This window comes from Agrobacterium burrii, assembly GCF_017313405.1.
In the GTDB taxonomy this organism is placed as follows: domain Bacteria; phylum Pseudomonadota; class Alphaproteobacteria; order Rhizobiales; family Rhizobiaceae; genus Agrobacterium; species Agrobacterium burrii.
The window spans coordinates 49205-71577 of the sequence record NZ_JAFLNA010000005.1; the positions used below are offsets into that span (position 1 = coordinate 49205).

Annotated in this window: 19 protein-coding genes and 1 tRNA gene; 16 read left to right on the top strand and 4 right to left on the bottom strand. The window is 58.6% G+C overall.

What is annotated here, in order from left to right:
• Nucleotides 1-93 precede the first annotated feature (93 nt).
• A complete protein-coding gene (locus JZX89_RS11060; protein WP_207134065.1) occupies nt 94-528 on the bottom strand; it encodes a MarR family winged helix-turn-helix transcriptional regulator in 435 nt (144 codons plus the stop codon).
• A gap of 414 nt (nt 529-942) precedes the next feature.
• Between JZX89_RS11060 and polA the strand changes: the two genes are divergently transcribed.
• From polA to JZX89_RS11110, 10 genes are all read left to right on the top strand, one after another.
• Nucleotides 943-3942, top strand: a complete 3000-nt coding sequence (gene polA, locus JZX89_RS11065) for a DNA polymerase I (protein ID WP_207134066.1) — start codon at nt 943-945, stop codon at nt 3940-3942.
• Between the two features lie 77 nt (nt 3943-4019).
• Nucleotides 4020-4739 (top strand): DUF1868 domain-containing protein, encoded by a 720-nt coding sequence (locus JZX89_RS11070; protein ID WP_207134067.1) that lies wholly within the window; start codon nt 4020-4022, stop codon nt 4737-4739.
• Between the two features lie 192 nt (nt 4740-4931).
• Nucleotides 4932-5117, top strand: coding sequence for a 50S ribosomal protein L32 (gene rpmF / locus JZX89_RS11075; protein ID WP_003507205.1), 186 nt, complete (start codon nt 4932-4934; stop codon nt 5115-5117).
• 160 nt (nt 5118-5277) lie between these two features.
• Nucleotides 5278-7104, top strand: coding sequence for a sensor histidine kinase (locus tag JZX89_RS11080; RefSeq protein ID WP_207134068.1), 1827 nt, complete (start codon nt 5278-5280; stop codon nt 7102-7104).
• Nucleotides 7101-8447: a sigma-54-dependent transcriptional regulator gene (locus JZX89_RS11085; protein ID WP_207134069.1), complete on the top strand. Its 1347-nt coding sequence runs from the start codon at nt 7101-7103 to the stop codon at nt 8445-8447. Before JZX89_RS11080 ends, JZX89_RS11085 begins: the two co-directional genes overlap by 4 nt.
• Nucleotides 8448-8644: 197 nt before the next feature.
• A complete protein-coding gene (locus tag JZX89_RS11090) occupies nt 8645-9628 on the top strand; it encodes a tripartite tricarboxylate transporter substrate-binding protein (RefSeq protein WP_207134070.1) in 984 nt (327 codons plus the stop codon).
• Nucleotides 9629-9727: 99 nt separating this feature from the next.
• The gene (locus JZX89_RS11095) at nt 9728-10189 is read left to right on the top strand and encodes a tripartite tricarboxylate transporter TctB family protein (protein WP_207134071.1); all 462 of its coding nucleotides are present in this window, start codon (nt 9728-9730) and stop codon (nt 10187-10189) included.
• A 9-nt stretch (nt 10190-10198) separates the two neighbouring features.
• Entirely contained in the window at nt 10199-11704 is a 1506-nt protein-coding gene (locus tag JZX89_RS11100) for a tripartite tricarboxylate transporter permease (protein WP_207134072.1), read from the top strand.
• 148 nt (nt 11705-11852) lie between these two features.
• Entirely contained in the window at nt 11853-12065 is a 213-nt protein-coding gene (locus JZX89_RS11105; RefSeq protein WP_013635242.1) for a SlyX family protein, read from the top strand.
• A 14-nt stretch (nt 12066-12079) separates the two neighbouring features.
• Nucleotides 12080-12631 carry a DUF924 family protein gene (locus JZX89_RS11110; protein ID WP_207134073.1) on the top strand — a complete coding sequence of 184 codons (552 nt, stop codon included), beginning with the start codon at nt 12080-12082 and terminating at the stop codon, nt 12629-12631.
• 67 nt (nt 12632-12698) lie between these two features.
• Here the strand turns inward: JZX89_RS11110 and dnaJ are convergent, their stop codons facing one another.
• The 3 genes from dnaJ to JZX89_RS11125 form a co-directional block, all read right to left on the bottom strand.
• Nucleotides 12699-13829 (bottom strand): molecular chaperone DnaJ, encoded by a 1131-nt coding sequence (gene dnaJ, locus JZX89_RS11115; protein WP_149898215.1) that lies wholly within the window; start codon nt 13827-13829, stop codon nt 12699-12701.
• A gap of 90 nt (nt 13830-13919) precedes the next feature.
• Nucleotides 13920-15821: a molecular chaperone DnaK gene (gene dnaK / locus JZX89_RS11120; protein ID WP_149898216.1), complete on the bottom strand. Its 1902-nt coding sequence runs from the start codon at nt 15819-15821 to the stop codon at nt 13920-13922.
• Between the two features lie 307 nt (nt 15822-16128).
• Nucleotides 16129-16218 (bottom strand) — tRNA-Ser (locus JZX89_RS11125).
• A gap of 220 nt (nt 16219-16438) precedes the next feature.
• Here JZX89_RS11125 and JZX89_RS11130 point away from each other — a divergent pair.
• From JZX89_RS11130 to JZX89_RS11155, 6 genes are all read left to right on the top strand, one after another.
• Nucleotides 16439-16756, top strand: coding sequence for a hypothetical protein (locus JZX89_RS11130; protein WP_153515317.1), 318 nt, complete (start codon nt 16439-16441; stop codon nt 16754-16756).
• Nucleotides 16757-16833: 77 nt separating this feature from the next.
• Nucleotides 16834-17484, top strand: a complete 651-nt coding sequence (gene msrA, locus JZX89_RS11135) for a peptide-methionine (S)-S-oxide reductase MsrA (protein WP_149898218.1) — start codon at nt 16834-16836, stop codon at nt 17482-17484.
• Nucleotides 17485-17698: 214 nt separating this feature from the next.
• Nucleotides 17699-18691, top strand: a complete 993-nt coding sequence (locus JZX89_RS11140) for a BMP family lipoprotein (RefSeq protein WP_149898219.1) — start codon at nt 17699-17701, stop codon at nt 18689-18691.
• Nucleotides 18692-18774: 83 nt separating this feature from the next.
• On the top strand, nt 18775-20280 hold the full coding sequence (locus tag JZX89_RS11145) for an ABC transporter ATP-binding protein (RefSeq protein WP_207134074.1): 1506 nt from the start codon (nt 18775-18777) through the stop codon (nt 20278-20280).
• A 7-nt stretch (nt 20281-20287) separates the two neighbouring features.
• Entirely contained in the window at nt 20288-21391 is a 1104-nt protein-coding gene (locus JZX89_RS11150; RefSeq protein ID WP_207134075.1) for an ABC transporter permease, read from the top strand.
• A gap of 6 nt (nt 21392-21397) precedes the next feature.
• Nucleotides 21398-22369, top strand: a complete 972-nt coding sequence (locus tag JZX89_RS11155; protein WP_149898222.1) for an ABC transporter permease — start codon at nt 21398-21400, stop codon at nt 22367-22369.
• Nucleotides 22370-22373: the final 4 nt, after the last annotated feature.

Here is a 22373-nt window from a genome sequence, read left to right on the forward strand (position 1 = left end):
GTTTTCCATCCGAAATTACGCATCAACAAAACCCGAAGCCCTCAGCAATGACAGGTCGCGGAGCAAATAAGCAGCGGTTTCAAGGTGCAAATGCTATTTCGCTTTTTTCGCGCTTTCGATCGCCCGGCGCATATATTCCAGCAGGAGCTGTATTTCGAAACGGCGGAAATCCTTAAGCAGCGTGTCTTCGGTGGCCTCAGATGCTGCAATGGCGTTTGCCTCCAGATCCCTGCCGCGCTGGGTCAGTTCAATGATCTGGGCGCGGCGGTCGCTGGGATGAGACTTGCGGATGATCAGCCCGTCACGCTCCATACGTGCGAGGGTATTGGCAAGCGTTGCCTGTTCGACGTCGATTCTATCAAGCAATTGCCGCTGCGTCAGGCCTTCCTCATGCCATAGCTCGATGAGGACGGGGAATTGCCCGGGGGAGAAGCCCAGGGCAGCAGCTCTTTTTTGCAGCGCCATGGTGAATTCCCGCGCCATTTTCGTGGCGAGATAAATTGCCGAATCGTCCCGGGAAAATCCCATTTTTCCGTCCGTAGAGCATTTCTGCCGGCATATTCCGGCAATTCGATAGCGCGATATATATCGTATGATATGTTTATGTCAGCCCGGCACCCGGCACAAAATAAAACCGCCATGGCCGGGAGGGATCGGCCATGGCGGTCATATTGGAGGACAAAGGCCCGGAGAGGGGGAAAGGCCTTTGTCCGGTCTGATGCGGCGGGGGACGAGCCAGCAATCAGACTACGGCGTGATCAGGCGCCGTCCCTTATGAAATGTGTCTGCAAATGCGGCTTTTCAAGGGAAGGGCTGATTACAAATCGGTAACGTTCAGGTGAATTTTCCGGCCTATTCGCGCCGCCTCGTTTCCAGTGCTTTGCGGTGTGTTGTGCGAAGTTTCGGTGGACGCCAAAACGGCCCCGCGCTATCCATATCGCCATGAAAAAAGGCGATCATCTCTTCCTCGTTGACGGTTCCGGTTTCATTTTCCGGGCCTTCCATGCCATTCCGCCGCTGAACCGCAAGTCGGACGGGCTGCCGGTCAACGCCGTCTCCGGCTTCTGCAACATGTTGTGGAAGCTGTTGAAGGATGCGCGCAACACCGATGTCGGCGTCACGCCCACGCATTTCGCCGTGATTTTCGACTATTCGTCGAAAACATTTCGCAACGAGCTTTATGATCTCTACAAGGCCAACCGTTCTGCACCGCCGGAAGATCTGGTTCCGCAGTTTGGCCTGATCCGCGAGGCGACACGCGCCTTCAACCTTCCCTGCATCGAGACGGAAGGTTTCGAGGCGGATGACATCATCGCCACTTACGCCCGGCAGGCGGAGGCGATCGGCGCTGACGTCACCATCATCTCTTCCGACAAGGATCTGATGCAGCTCGTCACGGCCAATGTGCATATGTACGACGCCATGAAGGACAAGCAGATCGGCGTTCCTGATGTCATCGAAAAATGGGGCGTCGGCCCGGAAAAGATGATCGACCTGCAGGCGATGACCGGCGATTCCACCGATAATGTTCCCGGCATTCCCGGCATCGGGCCGAAGACGGCGGCGCAATTGCTGGAGGAATATGGCGATCTCGATACGCTGCTGGAACGGGCGGGCGAAATCAAGCAACAGAAGCGTCGGGAAAACATCATCGCCAATGCGGAGCTTGCCCGCCTTTCCAGACAGCTCGTGGCGCTCAGAACCGATGTGCCGCTGGAGCAATCTCTCGAGGCGCTGGTGCTCGAACCGCAGAACGGCCCGAAGCTCATCGCTTTTCTGAAGGCGATGGAATTCACGACGCTGACCCGCCGCGTTGCCGAAGCGACCGACAGCGACGCCTCTGCCATCGACCCCGCCAATGTGCCGGTGCAATGGGGCGCCGATGCCCATGGTCCTGATCTCGATGCGCCCGCTGCCGCCGTTAGGGCGGGTGACGTAGCCGCTGGCGCAACTGCCGCCTCGACCTCGCCCGCTGCTCCGGCGAGAAAGCTGACCGGGGAAGGCAGCGCGCCTGCCGACCTCACCGCCGCGCGCCAGGCGCTTTTTTCAGCCGCCAAAATCGATACGACCGCTTATACGACGATCAGAGACCTTGCAGAACTGGACCGCTGGGTTGCTGCGGCCCGTGAGACCGGCGTCGTCGCATTCGACACCGAAACGACCTCGCTCGATCCGATGCAGGCGGAACTCGTCGGGTTTTCGCTGGCCATTGCCGATAATGGCAAGGACGCCTCGGGCACCGATATCCGCGCTGCCTATGTTCCCTTGACGCACAAGACCGGTTCCGGCGGCGATCTTTTCAGCGATGGTATTAAGCTTGCCGAAGGGCAGGTGCCGTTTGCCGAGGCGCTGGCGCGTTTGAAAAACCTCCTTGAGGACCCGGCGGTTCTGAAAATCGCCCAGAACCTCAAATATGACTATCTGCTGATGAAACGCCATGGCGTCGTCATGCAGAGCTTCGACGATACGATGCTGATTTCTTATGTCCTCGAGGCCGGCAAGGCCACGCATGGCATGGATTCGCTGTCTGAACGCTGGCTGGGCCACACACCTATTGCTTACAAGGACGTGGCAGGTTCGGGCAAGTCGAGCATCACCTTTGATTTCGTCGACATCGACAAGGCGACGGCGTATGCAGCGGAAGACGCGGATGTCACCCTGCGCCTCTGGATGGTGCTGAAGCCGCAGCTTGCCGCAGCTCGCCTCACCAGCGTCTACGAGCGGTTGGAGCGCCCATTGGTGCCGGTCCTCGCGCATATGGAGGAGCGAGGCATCACGGTGGACCGACAGATCCTGTCGCGTCTTTCCGGTGAACTGGCGCAGAAAGCGGGGGCCTTCGAAGAGGAAGTCTACCAGCTGGCGGGCGAACGCTTTAATATCGGATCACCAAAGCAGCTTGGTGATATTCTGTTTGGCCGGATGGGCTTGCCCGGTGGCTCGAAAACCAAGACCGGCCAATGGTCGACATCGGCGCAGGTCCTGGAAGATCTGGCGGCGGAAGGTGCCGAACTACCGCGCAAGATCGTTGACTGGCGGCAGCTGACCAAGCTGAAATCGACCTATACGGATGCGCTGCCGGGATATATCCATCCTGAAACGAAACGCGTGCACACCTCCTACGCGCTCGCTTCGACCACGACGGGGCGTCTGTCATCCTCGGAGCCTAATCTTCAGAACATCCCGGTGCGCACGGCCGAAGGCCGCAAAATCCGCACGGCCTTCATCTCCACGCCCGGCCACAAGCTACTGTCCGCTGACTACAGCCAGATCGAACTGCGCGTGCTGGCCCATGTCGCCGATATTCCGCAGCTGCGCAACGCCTTCGAAAACGGCATCGACATCCATGCGATGACCGCATCGGAAATGTTCGGCGTGCCGGTGGAGGGCATGCCCTCGGAAGTGCGCCGCCGCGCCAAGGCCATCAACTTCGGTATCATCTATGGTATTTCCGCTTTCGGTCTCGCCAACCAGCTGAGCATCGCCCGTTCGGAAGCCGGTGAATATATCAAGAAATATTTCGAGCGTTTCCCCGGCATTCGCGATTACATGGAAGCGACCAAAGCTTTCGCCCGCGAAAACGGCTATGTCGAAACGATTTTCGGCCGCCGCGCGCATTATCCGGAAATCCGCTCCTCCAATCCTTCGGTGAAAGCCTTCAACGAACGTGCGGCCATCAATGCCCCGATCCAGGGTTCTGCCGCCGATATCATTCGCCGTGCGATGGTCCGTATCGAGCCGGTACTGGAAGAGCAAAAGCTCTCCGCCCGCATGCTCTTGCAGGTGCATGACGAACTCATCTTCGAAGTCGAAGAAGCGGAAATCGAAAAGACCCTGCCTGTCGTCGTCTCGGTGATGGAGAATGCCGCGATGCCTGCAATTTCCATGAAGGTGCCGTTGCAGGTGGATGCGCGTGCTGCGGAGAATTGGGACGAGGCGCATTGACCGGCCATCTGATCGGTCAATGTCATTGATTTGTTGCGCGCGCGGACTAGGGGAAACCTCTCACAAGGAGTTCCCCGATGCACGCCTCGCTCGTCTCAAAAGATCTGGAATATTTCTCCGCCAACAGCCACGATAAGCCACCGCGCCATCTCGGCAGCCGTTATAATTTGGATGGCGAATTTCTGCCCGAGCCGGGCAATACGGTGGTTTGCCATCTGCTCGAAGCATCGCAGAGCGAAAGCGCTATCATCAAGACGCGCCAGCGTTTCCTGGATATGCCCGAGGCATCGCAGCTTGCCTTCACGCCGGTTTCCAGCCTGCATATGACGGTATTTCAGGGCATCATCGAGTTCCGGCGCGCGCTGCCCTATTGGCCGGAGAACATGCCGCTCGATACGCCGATCGACACGATGACGGAGCATTATCGCGACCGTCTTTTGGCCTTTCCCGCCCTTCCGGTTTTCAACATGCAGGTGACTGGCCTCAAGCCAACAGGGCTGGTGATGCAGGGTGTTACAGCCGAAGACGACCGGATCGTTGCATTGTGGCGGGATGCATTTGCCCAAGCCTTCGGTTACCGGCATCCCAACCATGAAAGTTATGAGTTCCACATTACGCTGTCTTACGTCACACGCTGGTTCGATCCGGAATGCCTGCAGCGCTGGCAGGCGATGCTTGATGAAGAACTGGAAGAACTGCGGGCGGCAGCGCCGGTCATTGAGATGCGGCCACCAGCTTTCTGTGAATTCAAGGATATGAACCACTTCAAGGAGCTTATTGTTTTCGATAAGAGGTGAGGCACGATTTGCTACGCCTGACGGCGGCCCTTCGCACCAATTCCGCTGAATCGGAAAAAATGCGTGTCAGGGCTGGTCAAAGCCCGTTTGGGCATGTATAAGCGCGCCAAATTTCCGATATCGAGACACCCGACATTCGGCCTTTGGTTCTGGCCGGTTACGTTGTTTCGCCGCTAAAGTGGAGTAACAAAAATGGCTGTACCTAAAAGAAAAACAAGCCCGTCCAAGCGCGGCATGCGTCGCTCGGCTGATGGTCTCAAGTCTGCAACCTACGTTGAAGACAAGAACTCCGGCGAACTGCGCCGTCCGCACCATATCGATCTGAAGACCGGTATGTATCGCGGCCGTCAGGTTCTGACGCCGAAGGAAAGCGCATAAGCTTTTCTGAAATCTTATTTGCAAAAAACCGGCCCTCGTGGCCGGTTTTTTGTTTTCTGAAGGTGGCGTCAGTCAAAGGCGGGTCACTTGGAAAATAAGATAACACCTCTTACACTCTCTGTGGGAGTTAGCGGGCGCCTGATGTGGGAGAGGAGCTTCGGTGAAATATCGCTGGATTTTGCTGATATTTCTCAGCCTCGGCCTCGGTTATGGCGCCGTGACAAGGGGCGGCGGCATCATCGCGGAAAGCTATTTCGGCGAAGTCTCCGATCAGGGCCGCACCACTCTGCGGCTGGCCGTCTCGGCCCTCGGCGGGCTTTTGAGCCGTTATGAGCCGCTGCCGGCTTTGATTGCTGACCACGACGACATTGAAGAGCTGGTTGCGCATCCGAAGGATGAGACGCTGCGCCAGCGTGCCAATGTCTACCTCAAATCCATCAACACCCTGCTGGAATCCTCCGATATCTACATCATCACGCTGGATGGCGAGACTATCGCGGCCAGCAACTATGATGGACCCACGAGCTTCGTCGGCGAGAATTTCAGCTATCGTCCCTATTTTCAGGATGCGGCCAAAGGCTTCAAGTCACGCTTCTTCGCGCTCGGCACCACCTCTCACAAACGCGGCTATTATTTTTCTGCGCCGATCCTCTTCAATCAGGAGATCAAGGGCGTCATCGTCTTCAAGGTCGATATTGAAGGCATAGAGGCCTCCTTCGGTGATGGTGAAAACCGTATTCTGGTCTCCGATCCGGAAGGCATCATCTTCATGACCGGAACGCCGCAATGGCTTTATTCCGGCCTGATGCCGCTGACCCCTGAAAGGTTGGCGCGCACGGAGACATCGCGCCGTTACGCAAACGCCGGCTTGAAGGAACTGCCGCTGAAAAACGGCAATTTCGGCTCCCATCAACTGATGACGATCACCCAGAATGACGGTGAGAGGGAATATATGGTCCTGTCGCAGCCGATGGCGGATGCCGGCTGGACTGTCAGCGTGCTGATGGATACGGGTTCAGTCAGAACACAGGTCAAGACGGCGATGATCGCGATCATCCTTTGTCTGTGCCTCGCTGCTGCCCTCATTGCCGCCATGCTACAGAGACGGCGGCGTCTGCGTGAGCGACTGACCCATCAGGCGGAGGCGCAGGCGGAGCTGGAGCGCCGGGTAGAGGAGCGCACGGCTGATCTGGCGCGGGTCAACCAGGAGATCAAGCACGAGATCGCCGAACGCCGCCAGACCGAGAAACAATTGCGCAAGATGCAGAATGATCTGGTGCAGGCGGGCAAGCTTGCCGCACTCGGTCAGATGTCGGCCGCGCTGTCGCATGAGTTCAATCAGCCGCTTGCTGCTGCCAAGAACTATGCGGAAAACGCCTCGCTTCTGGTGGAGCGCGGGCGTCTGGACGACGTGACGGAAAATCTCAGACGCATTTCGGGCCTCATCGATCGCATGGCGTCCATCAGCAAACACCTGAGAAATTTCGCCCGCAAGCCCAACGAAAAAATGGCGGCGGTCGGTCTGGAGGCCGTGCTTCGCGATACGCTGGAAATCGTCGGTGCGCGGCTGAATGCCGCCAATGCGGTGCTGGAGGTCGATCTCGGCCCGGTGCCGCTTGCGGTGAAGGCAGGCTCAGTGCGGCTGCAGCAGGTACTCGTCAACATCATTTCCAATGCCGCCGATGCCGTGGAAGGGCGAGAGGATCGCCGCATTGCCCTCAAGGCTGTGCAGCATGACCAGACGGTGTCGATTTTCATTCGCGACCGTGGCCCCGGCGTGCCGCCGGCGATTTCTGAACGCATCTTCGATCCCTTCTTCACCACCAAGGGGGTAGGGCGCGGCCTCGGCCTTGGCCTTTCCATCTCCTACAACATCATCAAGGATTTCGGCGGCCAGTTGCGTGTCCGAAACCATGAAGAGGGCGGGGCGGAATTCGAGATCGAATTGCCGGCAGCCGCCTGGTGTATGGAGGCGGCTGCGGAATGACCATGTCGCGGGTTCTGTTGATCGATGACGAGGAGGAGTTGCGCTTTTCCACCGCACAGGCGCTGGAGCTTTCCGGTTTCGCCGTCACCATGCTGGCGAGCGCCGAACATGCGCTCGAACTCATCGGTTACAGCTTCGACGGCGTCGTGGTCAGCGATATCCGCATGCCCGGCATGGATGGCATGACGCTGCTGCAGAAGGTGCGGGAGCTTGATGCGGAAATACCTGTGATCCTCATGACGGGCCATGGCGATGTGCAACTGGCTGTCAACGCCATGCGCAACGGCGCCTATGATTTCATCGAAAAGCCATTCACGCCGCAATACCTCGCCGGGATCATCAAAAGGGCCAATGATCGACGCGCGCTGGTACTGGAAAACCGCCGCCTGAAGGCGGTCGCGGGCAAACATGACGATCTCGAAACGCGTTTGCCCGGCCGAACCCAGGTCATGGTCGATCTGCGGTATCGTATCCGCGCCATCGGCGCGACGGATGCCGATACGCTGATCGTCGGCGATACCGGTGCGGGCAAGGAGGTGGTGGCGCGGGCGCTGCATGATATCAGCGCCAGAGCCACCCGGCCCTTCGTCGCGATCAATTGCGCCGCCCTTCCGCAGACGCTGATCGAAAGCGAACTCTTTGGCCATGAGGCCGGTGCTTTTCCGGGTGCGCTGCGCCCGCGCTACGGCAAGTTCGAGCATGCCCGCGGCGGCACGATCCTGTTGGATGAGATCGGCTCCATGCCGTTCGAATTGCAGGGCCGGTTTCTGCGTGTTTTGCAGGAGCGGGTGATTACCCGCCTCGGCTCCAATGAAACCGTTGAACTCGACGTCCGTTTCATCGCCACCAGCAAGGTCGATCTGGAACAGGAAGTTGCCGCAGGCCGGTTCCGCGCCGATCTTCTTTATCGCTTGAACGTCGCGACAATCCTCGTGCCCTCCCTGTCGCAGCGCAGCGCCGATATACCGCTGCTGTTCCTGCATCTGGTGCGGGAGGCTGCCGCCCGTTACGGGCGGGAGGACATGGACGTGCCGCAAGAACTGCTCTCAGTCGTTTCCCTTCGCGAGTGGCCCGGCAACGTGCGTGAACTGCGCAATGCGGCGGACCGCTTCGTCCTTGGCCTGGAAAGCGATGCTTCCGAAGCCTCGCCGCCGTTTCAGGATGATGGCAGGGAAGGGCTTGCCACGAGGGTCGCAGCCTATGAAAAAAGCCTGATTGCGCGCGCGATAGCCGTCCATGGCGGCAATCTGAAATCCGTCTATGAGAGCCTCGGCATTTCCCGCAAAACGCTCTACGAAAAAATGCAGAAATACGAGCTGCACCGGCATATGACAGAGGTGTGATGGGTGGATTTCCACCCACGGATCAACCCCTATGGGTAGAAATCCACCCATTACCGTTTGTGACGGCCATAAAAGCGCATCTCTCGGCAAGACCGCCGTTGCTGAACGACAATCCCGGATCGCAAATAGCTCACCCCGGCCGCCATAGAGGAGTATGCGCGGCTGAAGTGGCGAAAATTTTCATCCGGGAGGAATCGATGAAAATACTGAAGACAGTCACCGGCCTTGCTGCCGCCGCTGCCGTTTCCCTTTTTGCGCTGTCCGCATCCGCTCAGAATTATCCCGAGCGTAACATCACCATGGTCGTGCCTTTTGCTGCCGGTGGCCCGACGGATACGGTTGCGCGCCTTGTTGCTGAATCCATGTCGAAGGATCTTGGCCAGCAGATCATCGTCGAAAATGTCGGCGGCGCAGGCGGCACGCTCGGCGCTGGCCGCGTGGCGGCGGCGGACCCGGACGGTTACACCGTTCTCCTGCACCATATCGGCATGGCAACCAGCGCCACGCTCTATCGCAAGCTCGCTTATGATACGACAAACGCATTCGAATATGTCGGTCTGGTCACCGAAGTGCCGATGACCATCCTGTCGCGCAAGACCCTCGAGACGAAAGATCTCAAGGGCCTGATCGACTATGCCAAGGCGAACAAGGACAAGGTGACCGTTGCCAATGCCGGCATCGGTGCCGCCTCGCACCTCTGCGGCATGCTGTTCATGAGCGCCATCGAAACACCGCTCGTCACCGTCCCTTACAAGGGCACCGGCCCGGCCATGACCGACCTGCTCGGCGGCCAGGTTGATATCATGTGCGACCAGACCACCAACACCACCAAGCAGATCCAGGGCGGCACCGTGAAGGCCTATGCCGTGACCTCGACCAAGCGGCTCGACGTGCTGCCTAACGTGCCGACGGTCGCCGAAGAAGGTCTGCCGAAACTCGAAGTTGGCATCTGGCACGGCATCTATACGCCGAAGGGCACGCCTGCCGAAATCAACGAAAAGCTCTCCAAGTCGCTACAGGTCGCGCTGAAGGACAAGAACGTCGCGGCTCGTTTTGCCGAACTCGGCACGACGCCTTCTTCTGAAAGCGATGCGACGCCGGCGGCACTCAAGGCCAAGCTCGAAAGCGAAATCGCCCGCTGGAAGCCGGTGATCGAAACCGCCGGCCAATATGCCGACTGATGATCAGGACGTGACCGGCGGCACCTTGCCGCCGGTTTCCTGCTATCATTTTGACGCGCGGAACGGTGTGTTACCGGCCGCAGTGGAGGGGCATCTTTCATGAAGTCGTTTTTCATTGACCCTGCCGAAGCAGCCTGCGGGGCGATATTCATCGGTTTTGGCGCTTTTTTCGCGCTGCAGTCTTTCGGGCTGGATTTAGGAACCACATTTCGCATGGGGCCGGGGTATTTTCCGCTTGTGCTGGCCATCGTGCTGATCCTGCTGGGCAGCGTCATATTCTTTCGCGCCACCCGCGTGCAGGGTGATGCCATCGGCGCCATCGCCTGGCGGGGAATTTTTTTCATCCTGCCCGCGCCGATCTTTTTCGGCTTCACGGTGCGGGGCCTGGGTTTTGTCCCGGCGTTGTTTTTCAGCGCGCTTATCGCAGCCTTCGCCTCGCACAAGATGAGCCCGCTGATGGCCGTCGTTATTTCCGCCGCTATCACGGTCTTTTCCGTCGCTGTGTTCAATTACGGTCTCGGCCTGCCTTTCCAGCGCTTCGGCCCCTGGCTTAACTTTTGAGGTGCCGTGATGGATTTGCTCAATAATCTCGCACTCGGTTTTGCCACGGCATCGTCGCTGGAAAACCTGTTTTTCTGCCTGATCGGCGTGTTGCTCGGCACCCTCATCGGCGTGCTGCCGGGTATCGGCGCGACAGCGACGATCGCCATGCTGCTGCCGATCACCTTCCAGCTTGAGCCCGTCTCGTCGCTGATCATGCTCGCCGGCATTTATTACGGCGCGCAATATGGCGGTTCCACCACAGCCATCCTCATCAACATGCCGGGGGAGTCCTCCTCCGCCGTCACCGCCATCGATGGTTACCAGATGGCGCGCAAGGGCAAGGCTGGTGCTGCACTTGCAATCGCCGCCATCGGCTCGTTTTTCGCGGGTACGGTTTCCACCTTCCTGGTGGCGATCTTCGCACCGCCTTTGACGGCGATCGCGCTGGAATTCGGTGCCGCTGAATATTTCTCGCTGATGGTCGTCGGCCTTGTCTCGTCCATAGCGCTTGCCCATGGCTCCATCGTCAAGGCGCTGGCTATGGTCGTGCTCGGCCTGTTGCTCGGTCTGGTCGGCACGGATATCTACAGCGGCACGCCGCGCTTCACCCTCGGCATCCGCGAATATGCCGACGGGCTCAATTTCGTGGCGGTTGCTGTGGGCGTCTTCGGTATCGCGGAAATCCTGCGCAATCTCGAGAACGAACGCACCCGGTCGGTGCTGATCGCCAAGGTCAGCAGCCTGATGCCGTCGAAGGAAGATTTCAAGGCCATGATCGGCCCGGTGCTGCGCGGCACGGCCATCGGTTCGGCTCTCGGCATCCTGCCGGGTGGCGGAGCGATCCTTGCGGCTTTTGCCTCCTACACGGTGGAAAAACGCGTCTCCAAGAACCCGGAAGAATTCGGGCATGGCGCGGTGGCCGGTGTTGCCGGTCCGGAATCGGCCAATAACGCCGGCGCGCAGACCTCCTTCATCCCGCTGCTGACGCTCGGCATTCCGGCCAACCCGGTCATGGCGCTGATGATCGGCGCGATGATCATTCAGGGCATCGTGCCGGGTCCAAACGTCGCGACCGAACAGCCGGCGCTGTTCTGGGGCATCATCGCCTCCATGTGGATCGGCAACCTGATGCTCGTCATCCTTAACCTGCCGCTGATCGGGCTGTGGGTGAAGCTGCTGACGGTGCCCTATTATGTGCTGTTCCCCATCATCATGGCCTTCTGCGCCATCGGGGTCTACAGCGTCAATTCCAACGTCTTTGATCTTTACGCCGTCGCCTTCTTCGGTTTCATCGGTTACGTGCTGGTGAAACTGCGCTGCGAGCCGGCCCCGCTGCTTCTGGGCTTTGTGCTTGGGCCTCTGCTGGAAGAAAACCTGCGCCGCGCCATGATCCTGTCGCGCGGCGATCCGACCACCTTCGTCACCCGCCCGATCAGCGCCACCCTGCTTTTCATCGCCCTGGCCGTGCTGATCATCGTCTTCCTGCCCAGCGTGAAGAAGAAGCGTGAAGAGGTTTTCGTGGAAGAAGACTGAGCAATATCAAAACGTCATAAGCCGGCGATGGAAACATCGCCGGTTTTTTTGTGTTTGGATCGATGGGAGCGAATTCGCTTCACGAAAGCGACATATGGTTGACTCACGCGCTTTTAAGCCCAAGGAAGGGCGGGAAAGAGAGGTCGATATGACGTCGGAAACCGAAAAACGGATCATTGCGCTCGAGGAAACGATCGCGCATCAGGCAAAGACCATCGAGGAACTGTCCGACCAGCTGACGGAACAGTGGAAGGTGGTGGAGCAGACCCGCGCCAAGCTCGACCGGTTGACGGAAAGGTTCCTGAGCCTTGAGGAGCAATCGCTGGACGCGCCTGCCATCACCCGGCCACCGCACTACTGACAGGGAGCACTCGGATGAAAAACGACATAGCCGCACTTGCCGCCGAAATCACCAATTTCTGGAAAAAGGCCGGCCCGGACAAATGGTTCGACAAGGACGCCGCCTTCGACAATCACTTTCATGACCGTTTTCGCGACGCCCATTTCGCTGCCGCAAGGCGCGAGCTGGACGGCTGGCTCGCGGGTGCGGAAAGCAGCCTTGCGCTGATGCTTCTGCTGGATCAGTTCCCGCGCAATTGCTTTCGCGGCACCGCCCATATGTATGCCACCGATCCGCTGGCACGCCTGTTCGCCGATGAGGCCATCCGCCGTGGCCACGATCAGGCGGTGAGTGAGGATTTGCGCGTTTTCTTCTACCTGCCTTTTTCCCATGCGGAGGATATCGCGGCCCAGCGGCGTGCCTGCGACCTCAATCAGCCGCTTGGCGGGCTTTATCTCCATCATGCCGAAGAACATCGCGATATCGTCGAGCAATTCGGCCGCTTTCCGCATCGCAATGACATATTGCTGCGGGAGACGACGCCGGAAGAACGGCAATATCTGGAGGAAGGCGGCTTTTCAGGCTGAGCCCGAAATGAAAACGCCGCCAGTCCCAAAGGATGGCGGCGTTATTAATGGACGTAATCGGTGGCAATCAGCCGTCGAAGAATTCCTTCATCCGGGCAAAGAAGCCGGTCGATTCCGGATTGTTCTCCTTGGAGGAGAGCTGTTCGAATTCCTGCAACAGCTCGCGCTGACGCTTGCTGAGCTTCTGCGGCGTCTCGATCTGGATCTGGATATAGAGATCACCGGTCTGCGCCGAACGCAGCACCGGCATGCCCTTGCCCTTCAGACGGAACTGCTTGCCCGGCTGGGTGCCTTCCGGAACCGTGACGCGCGACTTCGTACCGTCGAGCGTCGTGACATCGAAGGTGCCGCCAAGCGCTGCCGTCGTCATCGAAATCGGCACGGTGCAATAAAGGTCGGCACCGTCGCGCTGGAAGAACTCATGCGGCCGCACGGACAGGAAGATATAAAGATCGCCCGCCGGGCCGCCACGCATGCCGGCTTCGCCTTCGCCCTGCAGGCGAATGCGGGTGCCGTCCTCAATGCCCGAGGGAATGTTGACCGAAAGCGAACGCTCTTCCGTCACGCGGCCCTGACCGTGGCACTTGCCGCACGGATCGGAGATCGTCTGTCCGCGTCCGTGGCAGGTGGGGCAGGTGCGCTCCACCGAAAAGAAGCCCTGTGCCGCGCGCACACGGCCGGAACCCTGGCAGGTGCCGCAGGTCTTGGGCTGCGTGCCGGGTTTGGCACCAGAGCCGGAACAGACGTCGCAGGTGATCGAGGTCGGAACCCTGATCTGCGCCGTCTTGCCGGCGAAGGCTTCCTCCAGCGTGATTTCCATATTGTAGCGAAGGTCGGCCCCGCGCTCGCGCCCGCCCGAAGAGCGGCGCGCCCGTCCACCGCCCATCATCTCGCCGAAGATGTCTTCGAAGATATCGGAGAAGCCGCCATTGGCGAAACCGCCGCCACCGCCACCGCCGCCCATGCCGCCATTTTCAAACGCGGCGTGGCCGAAACGGTCATAGGCCGCGCGCTTCTGCGGATCCTTCAGCGTTTCATAGGCTTCGTTGATTTCCTTGAACTTCCCTTCGGAATCGGCATCATCAGGGTTTTTGTCCGGATGGTATTTCATCGCGAGTTTGCGGAAGGCGCTTTTCAGCTCTTTTTCGTCCGCGGTCTTGCTGACGCCAAGTGTTTCGTAAAAGTCTGCTTTCGCCATTAAGATAACAAGCCTCGCAAATGGATTTCCGGCTGCACGTCGGCAGCCGGATGTCTTGCATATATAGACAGGAGACTAGAAGTCACGCGATTAGGCGGACTTCTTGTCGTCCTTGATTTCCTCATAGTCGGCGTCGACGACATCGTCCTTGCCGTCTTCGCCAGCATCGCCGGCTTCGGCCTGCTGCGCTTCGTAGATCGCCTGCCCGAGCTTCATGGACACTTCCATGAGGGTCTGGGTCTTCGCCTGAATGTCATCGGCGTCAGGCTCGGAAGCCTCAACCGATGTCTTCAGGCTGGCAATGGCGTCTTCGATGGCCTTGCGGTCGGTCTCGGAAACCTTGTCGCCATATTCCTTCACCGATTTCTCGGTGGAGTGGATAAGGCTCTCGGCCTGGTTCTTGGCTTCTACACCGGCGCGACGCTTCTTGTCTGCTTCGGCATTGGCCTCGGCGTCCTTCACCATCTTCTCGATGTCGGCGTCGGACAGACCACCGGAGGCCTGGATACGGATCTGCTGCTCCTTGCCGGTGCCCTTGTCCTTGGCGGAAACCTGCACGATACCGTTGGCGTCGATATCGAAGGTGACTTCGATCTGCGGAACACCACGCGGCGACGGCGGCAGGCCGACGAGGTCGAACTGGCCGAGCAGCTTGTTATCCTGCGCCATTTCACGCTCGCCCTGCGAAACGCGGATGGTCACGGCCGACTGGCTGTCTTCGGCGGTCGAGAAGGTCTGGCTCTTCTTCGTCGGGATCGTCGTGTTGCGATCGATCAGACGGGTGAAGACACCACCCAGCGTCTCAATGCCGAGCGACAGCGGGGTAACGTCGAGCAGCAGAACGTCCTTGACATCGCCCTGCAGAACGCCCGCCTGGATGGCGGCGCCCATGGCAACCACTTCATCAGGGTTCACGCCCTTGTGCGGCTCCTTGCCGAACAGCTGCTTGACGACTTCCTGTACCTTCGGCATGCGGCTCATGCCACCAACCAGAACGACTTCGTCGATCTCGGCAGCGGTAACGCCGGCATCCTTGAGCGCAGCCTTGCACGGTGCAACGGTGCGCTGCACCAGATCGTCAACCAGACTTTCGAACTTGGCGCGGGTCAGCTTCAGCGTCAGATGCTTCGGACCGGTGGCGTCAGCCGTGATGAACGGCAGGTTGATTTCGGTCTGCTGCGAAGACGAAAGTTCGATCTTCGCCTTTTCGGCAGCTTCCTTGAGGCGCTGCAGAGCCAGCTTGTCGCCCTTCAGGTCAATGCCCTGATCCTTCTTGAACTCGCCGGCCAGATATTCGACCAGACGCATGTCGAAGTCTTCACCGCCGAGGAAAGTGTCGCCGTTCGTCGATTTCACTTCGAAGACGCCGTCGCCGATTTCCAGAACGGAAATATCGAAGGTGCCGCCGCCAAGGTCGTAGACGGCAATCGTCTTGCCGTCCTTCTTGTCGAGACCGTAGGCAAGGGCGGCAGCAGTCGGCTCGTTGATGATACGCAGAACATCAAGACCAGCGATGCGGCCCGCATCCTTGGTTGCCTGGCGCTGGGCGTCGTTGAAGTAGGCCGGAACGGTGATGACGGCCTTCTCCACCTTCTCGCCGAGATAGGATTCAGCCGTTTCCTTCATCTTCTGAAGGATCATCGCGGAAATTTGCGATGGGGAATAATTCTTGTCCTGTGCCTTCACCCATGCGTCGCCATTGTCGCCATTGACGATTTCGAAGGGGACGAGGTGCTTGTCCTTTTCAACGGTCGGGTCTTCGTAACGACGACCGATGAGGCGCTTGACCGCAAACAGGGTGTTGGTCGGGTTGGTGACCGCCTGCCGCTTGGCCGGCTGGCCGACAAGGCGTTCGCCATCGTCGGAAAATGCCACCATGGACGGCGTGGTGCGTGCGCCTTCCGCGTTTTCAATGACTTTGATGTCCTTGCCGTCCATCACTGCGACGCAGGAATTGGTCGTGCCAAGGTCGATACCGATTACTTTTGCCATGCTCTTCTCTCCTTGAAGCGAGCTGCCGGAACCCCGTGAGGCATTCTTGTGGCAACTCCTTGACTTGGATTTGCAACATTCGCTGCAGTTCTGCGGCGTATATAAGGAGCGATTTTTCCTGCTGCAAGGCGCAAGAGAGGGGGAAGCGCAGCAAAAAGCGCAGGAAACCTCAGTATGTGCAGAAGCATAGGCGTCAACGCTTGCGGAAGCGGGAAAACGCGACTTTGACGTTACGCGTGGCCGGATATCCTGAAGATAGAGCCGGCAATGGCTTGGAGCAACGCCGGCGGCTAAAGATGAGGTGAAATGGCGGACAGGGTGGGATTCGAACCCACGGTACGCTTTCACGCACACACGCGTTCCAGGCGTGCGCCTTAAACCACTCGGCCACCTGTCCTTTTTTCAAATCTGCATGTTTTGAAGAATGCAAATCACTGGAACGGCGCGATATATACCGATGAATTCGCAGGGATCAACACGAATCTGACAGTTTTTTGAAATGTCGGCAATTTCCTGCATTTAGATGCGGTTGCAAACGGGTTTTACCACCTTTATCGATGCGCTATATGTTTCAAAACATGTTCGTTGAAGAGGCGGACCATAACCGAGGTGTCCCGATGAAAGCTTTTTTGCGGTTTTTGAGCTTTCTTCTCCTTCTCGCGGCGGTTTTTCTGGGTGTGCTTGATTCGATCCGCTCGGTTTCCACATCCTCGGTCAATATTACCGGCATCCTGTCCGTCTGGAATTATTTTCTTCCTGCCTCGCGCACCATGGTGGAAGCCGCCGTGGGTCACTATATTCACCCTGAAGCGTGGCGCTTCATTGAAAATGCGCTGTCGGCGCTGCCCGCATTTGCTTTTTTCCTCGTCCTGTCGCTGCTTTGCTGGATGGCCGGTTACAGGAAGCACAAGGTGATGAGGCGCTTGCCGGTCTGATTTGTCAGCCTGAACGACGTTGGCGCCCGCAGATGTGAACCATGAGAAGCGGCGATATTGGCCGCACGGAGGTCCCGATGTTCCTGTTCGATACGCTTTCAAAAAAGACGACGATGCCGACCGAAGAGACGGCTTTGCCGGGTCGTGAAGAGGCGCTTGTCGTGCCGGAGAACCATTTCGTCAATGGTCGGCCGTTGAAGGGGCCTTATCCCGACGGTTTGGAAATCATCTACCTCGGCATGGGGTGTTTCTGGGGCGCGGAACGCCTGTTCTGGCAGACGCCGGGCGTGTGGGTAACGGCGGTGGGTTATGCCGGCGGCTTTACAGAAAATCCGACCTATCAGGAGACGACGACCGGCCAGACAGGCCATGCTGAAGTCGTCAAGGTCGTCTATGATCCGGCTGTGATCTCTTTGTCGGGCCTGCTCAGGATATTCTTCGAGGAGCATGATCCGACCCAGGGCATGCGGCAGGGCAACGATGTGGGTACGACCTATCGTTCGACCATTTATGCAACGACGGAAGGCCAGCTGCAGCAGGCGCAAAAGGCGCGCGACGCTTTTCAGCAGGCTCTGGAGGCGGCAGGCCATGGCCGGGCCATTACCACCGAAATCGGGCCGCTTGAAACATTTTATTATGCTGAGGACTATCATCAGCAATATCTTGCCAAGAACCCGGGTGGTTACTGCGGCCTGCGCGGAACCGGCGTAAGTTGCAATATCGACTAGATTTTTTGCAGATTGACCCGGTGGAAAGGCCAAAAAAGCGCCAGATAAAAGTTTTTCCACCGGGTCAAAAAAACCGGATGAATTTTTCATTGAGCCATGCAAGGATATGAGGCAAGCACAGCCGGTATAACGGCTGGCGGTTCCGCAGACATTCCCGGTAAACGGGTTTGCGGGAGGACCCTTATAATATCAATTGCAACAACAGGGCTGCACAATGAAAAAATCCCTTCTGACGCTTTTTGCGCTTGCCGCAATGTCGGCTTCCGCGCTCGCTGCGGATGTCAAGCCGGCGCTGGTCTATGGCACGGGCGGCAAGTTCGACAAGTCGTTCAATGAAGCCGCTGCGGCCGGCGCTGAAAAGTTCAAGGCGGAAACGGGCATCGAGTACCGTGACTTTGAGCCGACCAGCGACACGCAGGGTGAACAGGCCATCCGCAACTTCGCCAGCAAGGGCTTCAATCCCGTCATCGCCGTGTCCTTCGCCTGGACCTCGGCCATGGAAAAGGTTGCAGCCGAATTCCCCGACACCAAATTCGTGATTGTCGATTCCGTTGTCGAGCTGCCGAATGTCCGCTCCGTCGTCTACAAGGAGCATGAAGGTTCCTACCTCGTCGGTCTTCTGGCGGGTATGGCTTCAAAGACCGGCAAGGTCGGCTTCATCGGCGGCATGGATATTCCGCTGATCCGTAAATTCGCCTGTGGTTATGCACAGGGCGCCAAGGCGGCCAACGATAAGATCGAAGTCTTCCAGAACATGACCGGCACCACGGGTGCTGCCTGGAACGATCCGGTGCGCGGCGGCGAACTCACCAAAAACCAGATCGACCAGGGTGCGGACGTGATCTACGCGGCAGCCGGTGCGACCGGTATCGGTGTGCTGCAGACCGCCGCCGACAACAAGAAGTTCTCGATCGGCGTCGATTCCAACCAGAACCACCTGCATCCGGGTTCCGTTCTGACATCCATGGTCAAGCGTGTCGATCTGGCCGTCTATAATGCCTATAAGGATACCAAGGACGATAAGTTCACCCCCGGTATCGTGGCGCTCGGCGTCAAGGAAGACGGCGTGGCCTATGCTTTGGACGACAACAACAAGGCGCTGATCACGCCTGAGATGATTGCCGCCGTGGACAAGGCGAAGGCCGACATTATCTCCGGCGCAGTCAAGGTCCACGACTACATGGCGGACAATTCCTGCCCGAAATGATATGATATGCAACTGGGGCGCATGATGAATTTTCATCTTGCGCCCTTTTCATATCCAGCCTTCGGAGAGGTTTCGGTTTGAATATGGACCCAGCAATTGAACTCGTGGGCATCGACAAGAAATTCGGTGCCGTTCACGCCAACAAGAATATCAATCTGACCGTTGCCAAGGGCACGATCCACGGCATCATCGGGGAAAATGGCGCCGGAAAATCGACCTTGATGTCGATCCTCTATGGTTTTTACCAGGCAGATGCCGGCGAAATCCGCGTGAACGGCGCACCCGTTACGATCCGTGACAGTCAGGCCGCGATCAGTGCCGGTATCGGCATGGTCCATCAGCATTTCATGCTGGTGGAAAATTTCACCGTGCTTGAGAATGTGATGCTGGGTGCGGAGGGCGGCGCATTGCTGGCCAAAGGCCGGGCCGGTGCTCGCAAGGAGCTGAAGCGTCTGGAGGATGATTACGGGCTGGAAGTCGATCCGGATGCGGTGATCGAGGAATTGCCCGTTGGTTTGCAGCAGCGCGTCGAAATCCTCAAAGCCATGTATCGTGGCGCTGAAATCCTGATCCTCGACGAGCCGACCGGCGTTCTGACGCCGGCTGAGGCCGATCACCTTTTCAAGATCCTCGGTGTTCTGCGTGAGCAGGGTAAGACCATCATCCTCATCACCCACAAGCTGCGCGAAATCATGGCGATCACGGACTCCGTCTCCGTCATGCGCCGCGGCGAAATGGTGGCAACCCGCAAGACCTCCGAAACCAGCGTCGAGGAACTGGCCGAACTGATGGTCGGCCGCCGTGTGCTGCTGCGGGTGGAAAAGGGCGAGACGACGCCGGGCGAGGTTCTTCTCTCCATCCGCAATCTCACCGTCAAGGACAGCCGTGGTGTCACCATGGTCGACGATGTCTCGCTGGACGTCCGCGCCGGTGAAATCGTCGGTATCGCCGGGGTCGCCGGCAATGGTCAATCGGAACTGCTGGAAGCCATCGCCGGCATACGCAAGCCCTCTTCGGGCGAGATATGGGTGGATGGCCAGAAGGTGGATCGTCCCGATCCGGCGATCCTGCGCAAACTTGGTCTGGCTCATATCCCGGAAGACCGCCATCATATGGGGCTGGTGCTGAAATTCGAGGAATATGAAAACTCCATCCTCGGTTATCACCATGACGAGCGTTACGGCAGGGGGCCTTTCCTGAACCCTGAGGCCATCCGCAAGGATGCCGTCGAAAAGATCGAGAAATATGACATCCGCCCGCCGAACCCGCATTTGAAGACCGCCAATTTTTCCGGCGGTAATCAACAGAAGATAGTCGTCGCCCGTGAAATCGAGCGCGATCCGAAGATGCTGATCATCGGCCAGCCGACGCGCGGCGTGGATATCGGCGCCATCGAATTCATCCATCGGCGCATCATCGAAATGCGTGATGCCGGCAAAGCGATTTTGCTGGTTTCAGTCGAACTCGATGAAATCCGTTCCCTTTCGGACCGGATCATGGTGATGTTCGCCGGCCGGGTCGTTGGAGAAAAAACGGCGGAAGCCGAAGAACAGACGCTGGGCCTGATGATGGCCGGCATCGCCGCATGAGGCATGAATGAGCACCGCTTCCGCACCCCTACCAAACTGGATCAGCTACGGCCTGTTGCCGCTGCTTAATGTCATAACCGCCTTTCTGATTTCCGGGCTCGTCGTCTGGTCCATCGGCGAAAACCCGTTGGTAGCACTTCGTCTGCTGATCGAAGGCGCGCTCGGCCGCGGCGATGCCATCGGCTTCACGCTGTTTTATACGACGAGCTTCATTTTCACCGGCCTCTCCGTCGCCGTGGCTTTCCATGCCGGTCTGTTCAACATCGGCTCCGAAGGTCAGGCCTATATTGGCGGGCTGGGTGCCGCGCTGGTGGCGCTGGCGCTTGATCGGTATGTACCGTGGTATGTGACGATGCCCTTCGCCGTCATCGGCGCTGCGGTTTTCGGCGCGGCCTGGGCCTTTATTCCGGCTTGGCTTCAGGCCAAACGCGGCAGTCACGTCGTCATCACCACCATCATGTTCAACTTCATCGCTGCGGCCTTGATGGTTTACCTGCTGGTGAATGTGCTGATCGTGCCGGGCAAGATGGCGCCGGAAACGCGCACCTTCCTGCCCGGTGGCCAACTGCCGAAGCTGGACTGGCTGATGGCGTGGTTCGGCCTCAAGCTCGGGCCGGCGCCGTTCAACGTCTCCTTCCTTATCGCGCTGGTCATGTGTTTTCTCGTCTGGGTGCTGATCTGGCGCACCAAGCTTGGTTATGAGATGCGCACGCTCGGCGTCAGCCCGTCCGCCGCCATTTATGCCGGCATTCCCTATGCGCGCACCGTCATCATTGCCATGCTCATTTCCGGTGGTCTGGCGGGCATGATGGCGCTGAACCCGGTCATGGGCGCTTCAGCGCGACTGCAGGTGGAATTCGTCGGCGGTGCGGGCTTCGTCGGCATCGCCGTATCGCTGATGGGGCGAAGCCATCCTCTCGGCATCATCTTCTCGGCATTACTGTTCGGCATCCTCTATCAGGGCGGTGCGGATCTTTCCTTCGAAATGCCGAACATTACCCGCGAGATGATCGTGGTCATCCAGGGTCTGGTGATCCTGTTCGCCGGTGCGCTGGAATATATGTATCGGCCGACGATCGTCCACATCTACCAGCGTTTGGCAAAGGGGTGAGCTGATATGGATTTTTTCGATATGCTGGTCAGCATTCTCGGCTCGACCGTCCGTCTCACCATCCCGCTTCTGTTCACCGCACTTGCCGGGCTGTTTTCCGAACGCGCCGGCGTGTTCGATATCGGTCTTGAAGGCAAGATGCTGGCGGCGGCCTTCGCGTCCGCCTGTGTTGCCTATCTTACCGCAAACCCGTGGGCCGGTCTTCTGGCCGGCATTGGCGTCTCCATCGCGTTCTCGCTGATCCACGGCTTTGCCGTCATCACCAATCGCGGCAACCAGATCGTGTCTGGCGTCGCGCTCAATTTCATTGCCGCCGGTCTGACGGTGGTGCTGGGCCAGGCGTGGTTCGGGCAGGGCGGCCGCACGCCGCAATTGCCGGGCGAGGGCCGTTTCACACCGATCATTCTGCCCGGCGCGGATGCGATGCGCGAAGTGCCGTTCATCGGCCCGCTTTATGCCAATGTCATTTCCGGGAACAATATCCTCACCTATCTTGCCTTTCTGGCGGTGCCGCTCTCTTGGTGGGTGCTTTACCGCACTCGCTTCGGCCTGCGACTGCGCGCCGTCGGTGAAAATCCGGGTGCTGTCGATACGGCTGGCATTTCGGTGACGTGGATGCGTTACCGCGCCGTCATTGTTGCCGGTTTCCTCTGTGGTTTCTCGGGCGCCTATCTGGCTGTCGCGCAGTCGGCAGCCTTCATCGCCAACATGTCCGCCGGCAAGGGTTATATCGCGCTTGCCGCCTTGATTTTCGCGAAATGGAAGCCGGTGCCGGTCATGTTCGCCTGCCTGCTGTTCGGTTTCCTCGATGCCTTCGCCAATTTCATGCAGGGCAAATCCGTGCCGGGTATTGGGGAAGTACCGGTGCAGATTTTCCAGGCCATGCCCTATATCCTGACCTGCATCCTGCTTGCCGGTTTCATCGGCGTCGCCAAGCCTCCCAAGGCCGGTGGCGTTGCCTATGCGAAGGAGCGTTAAACTC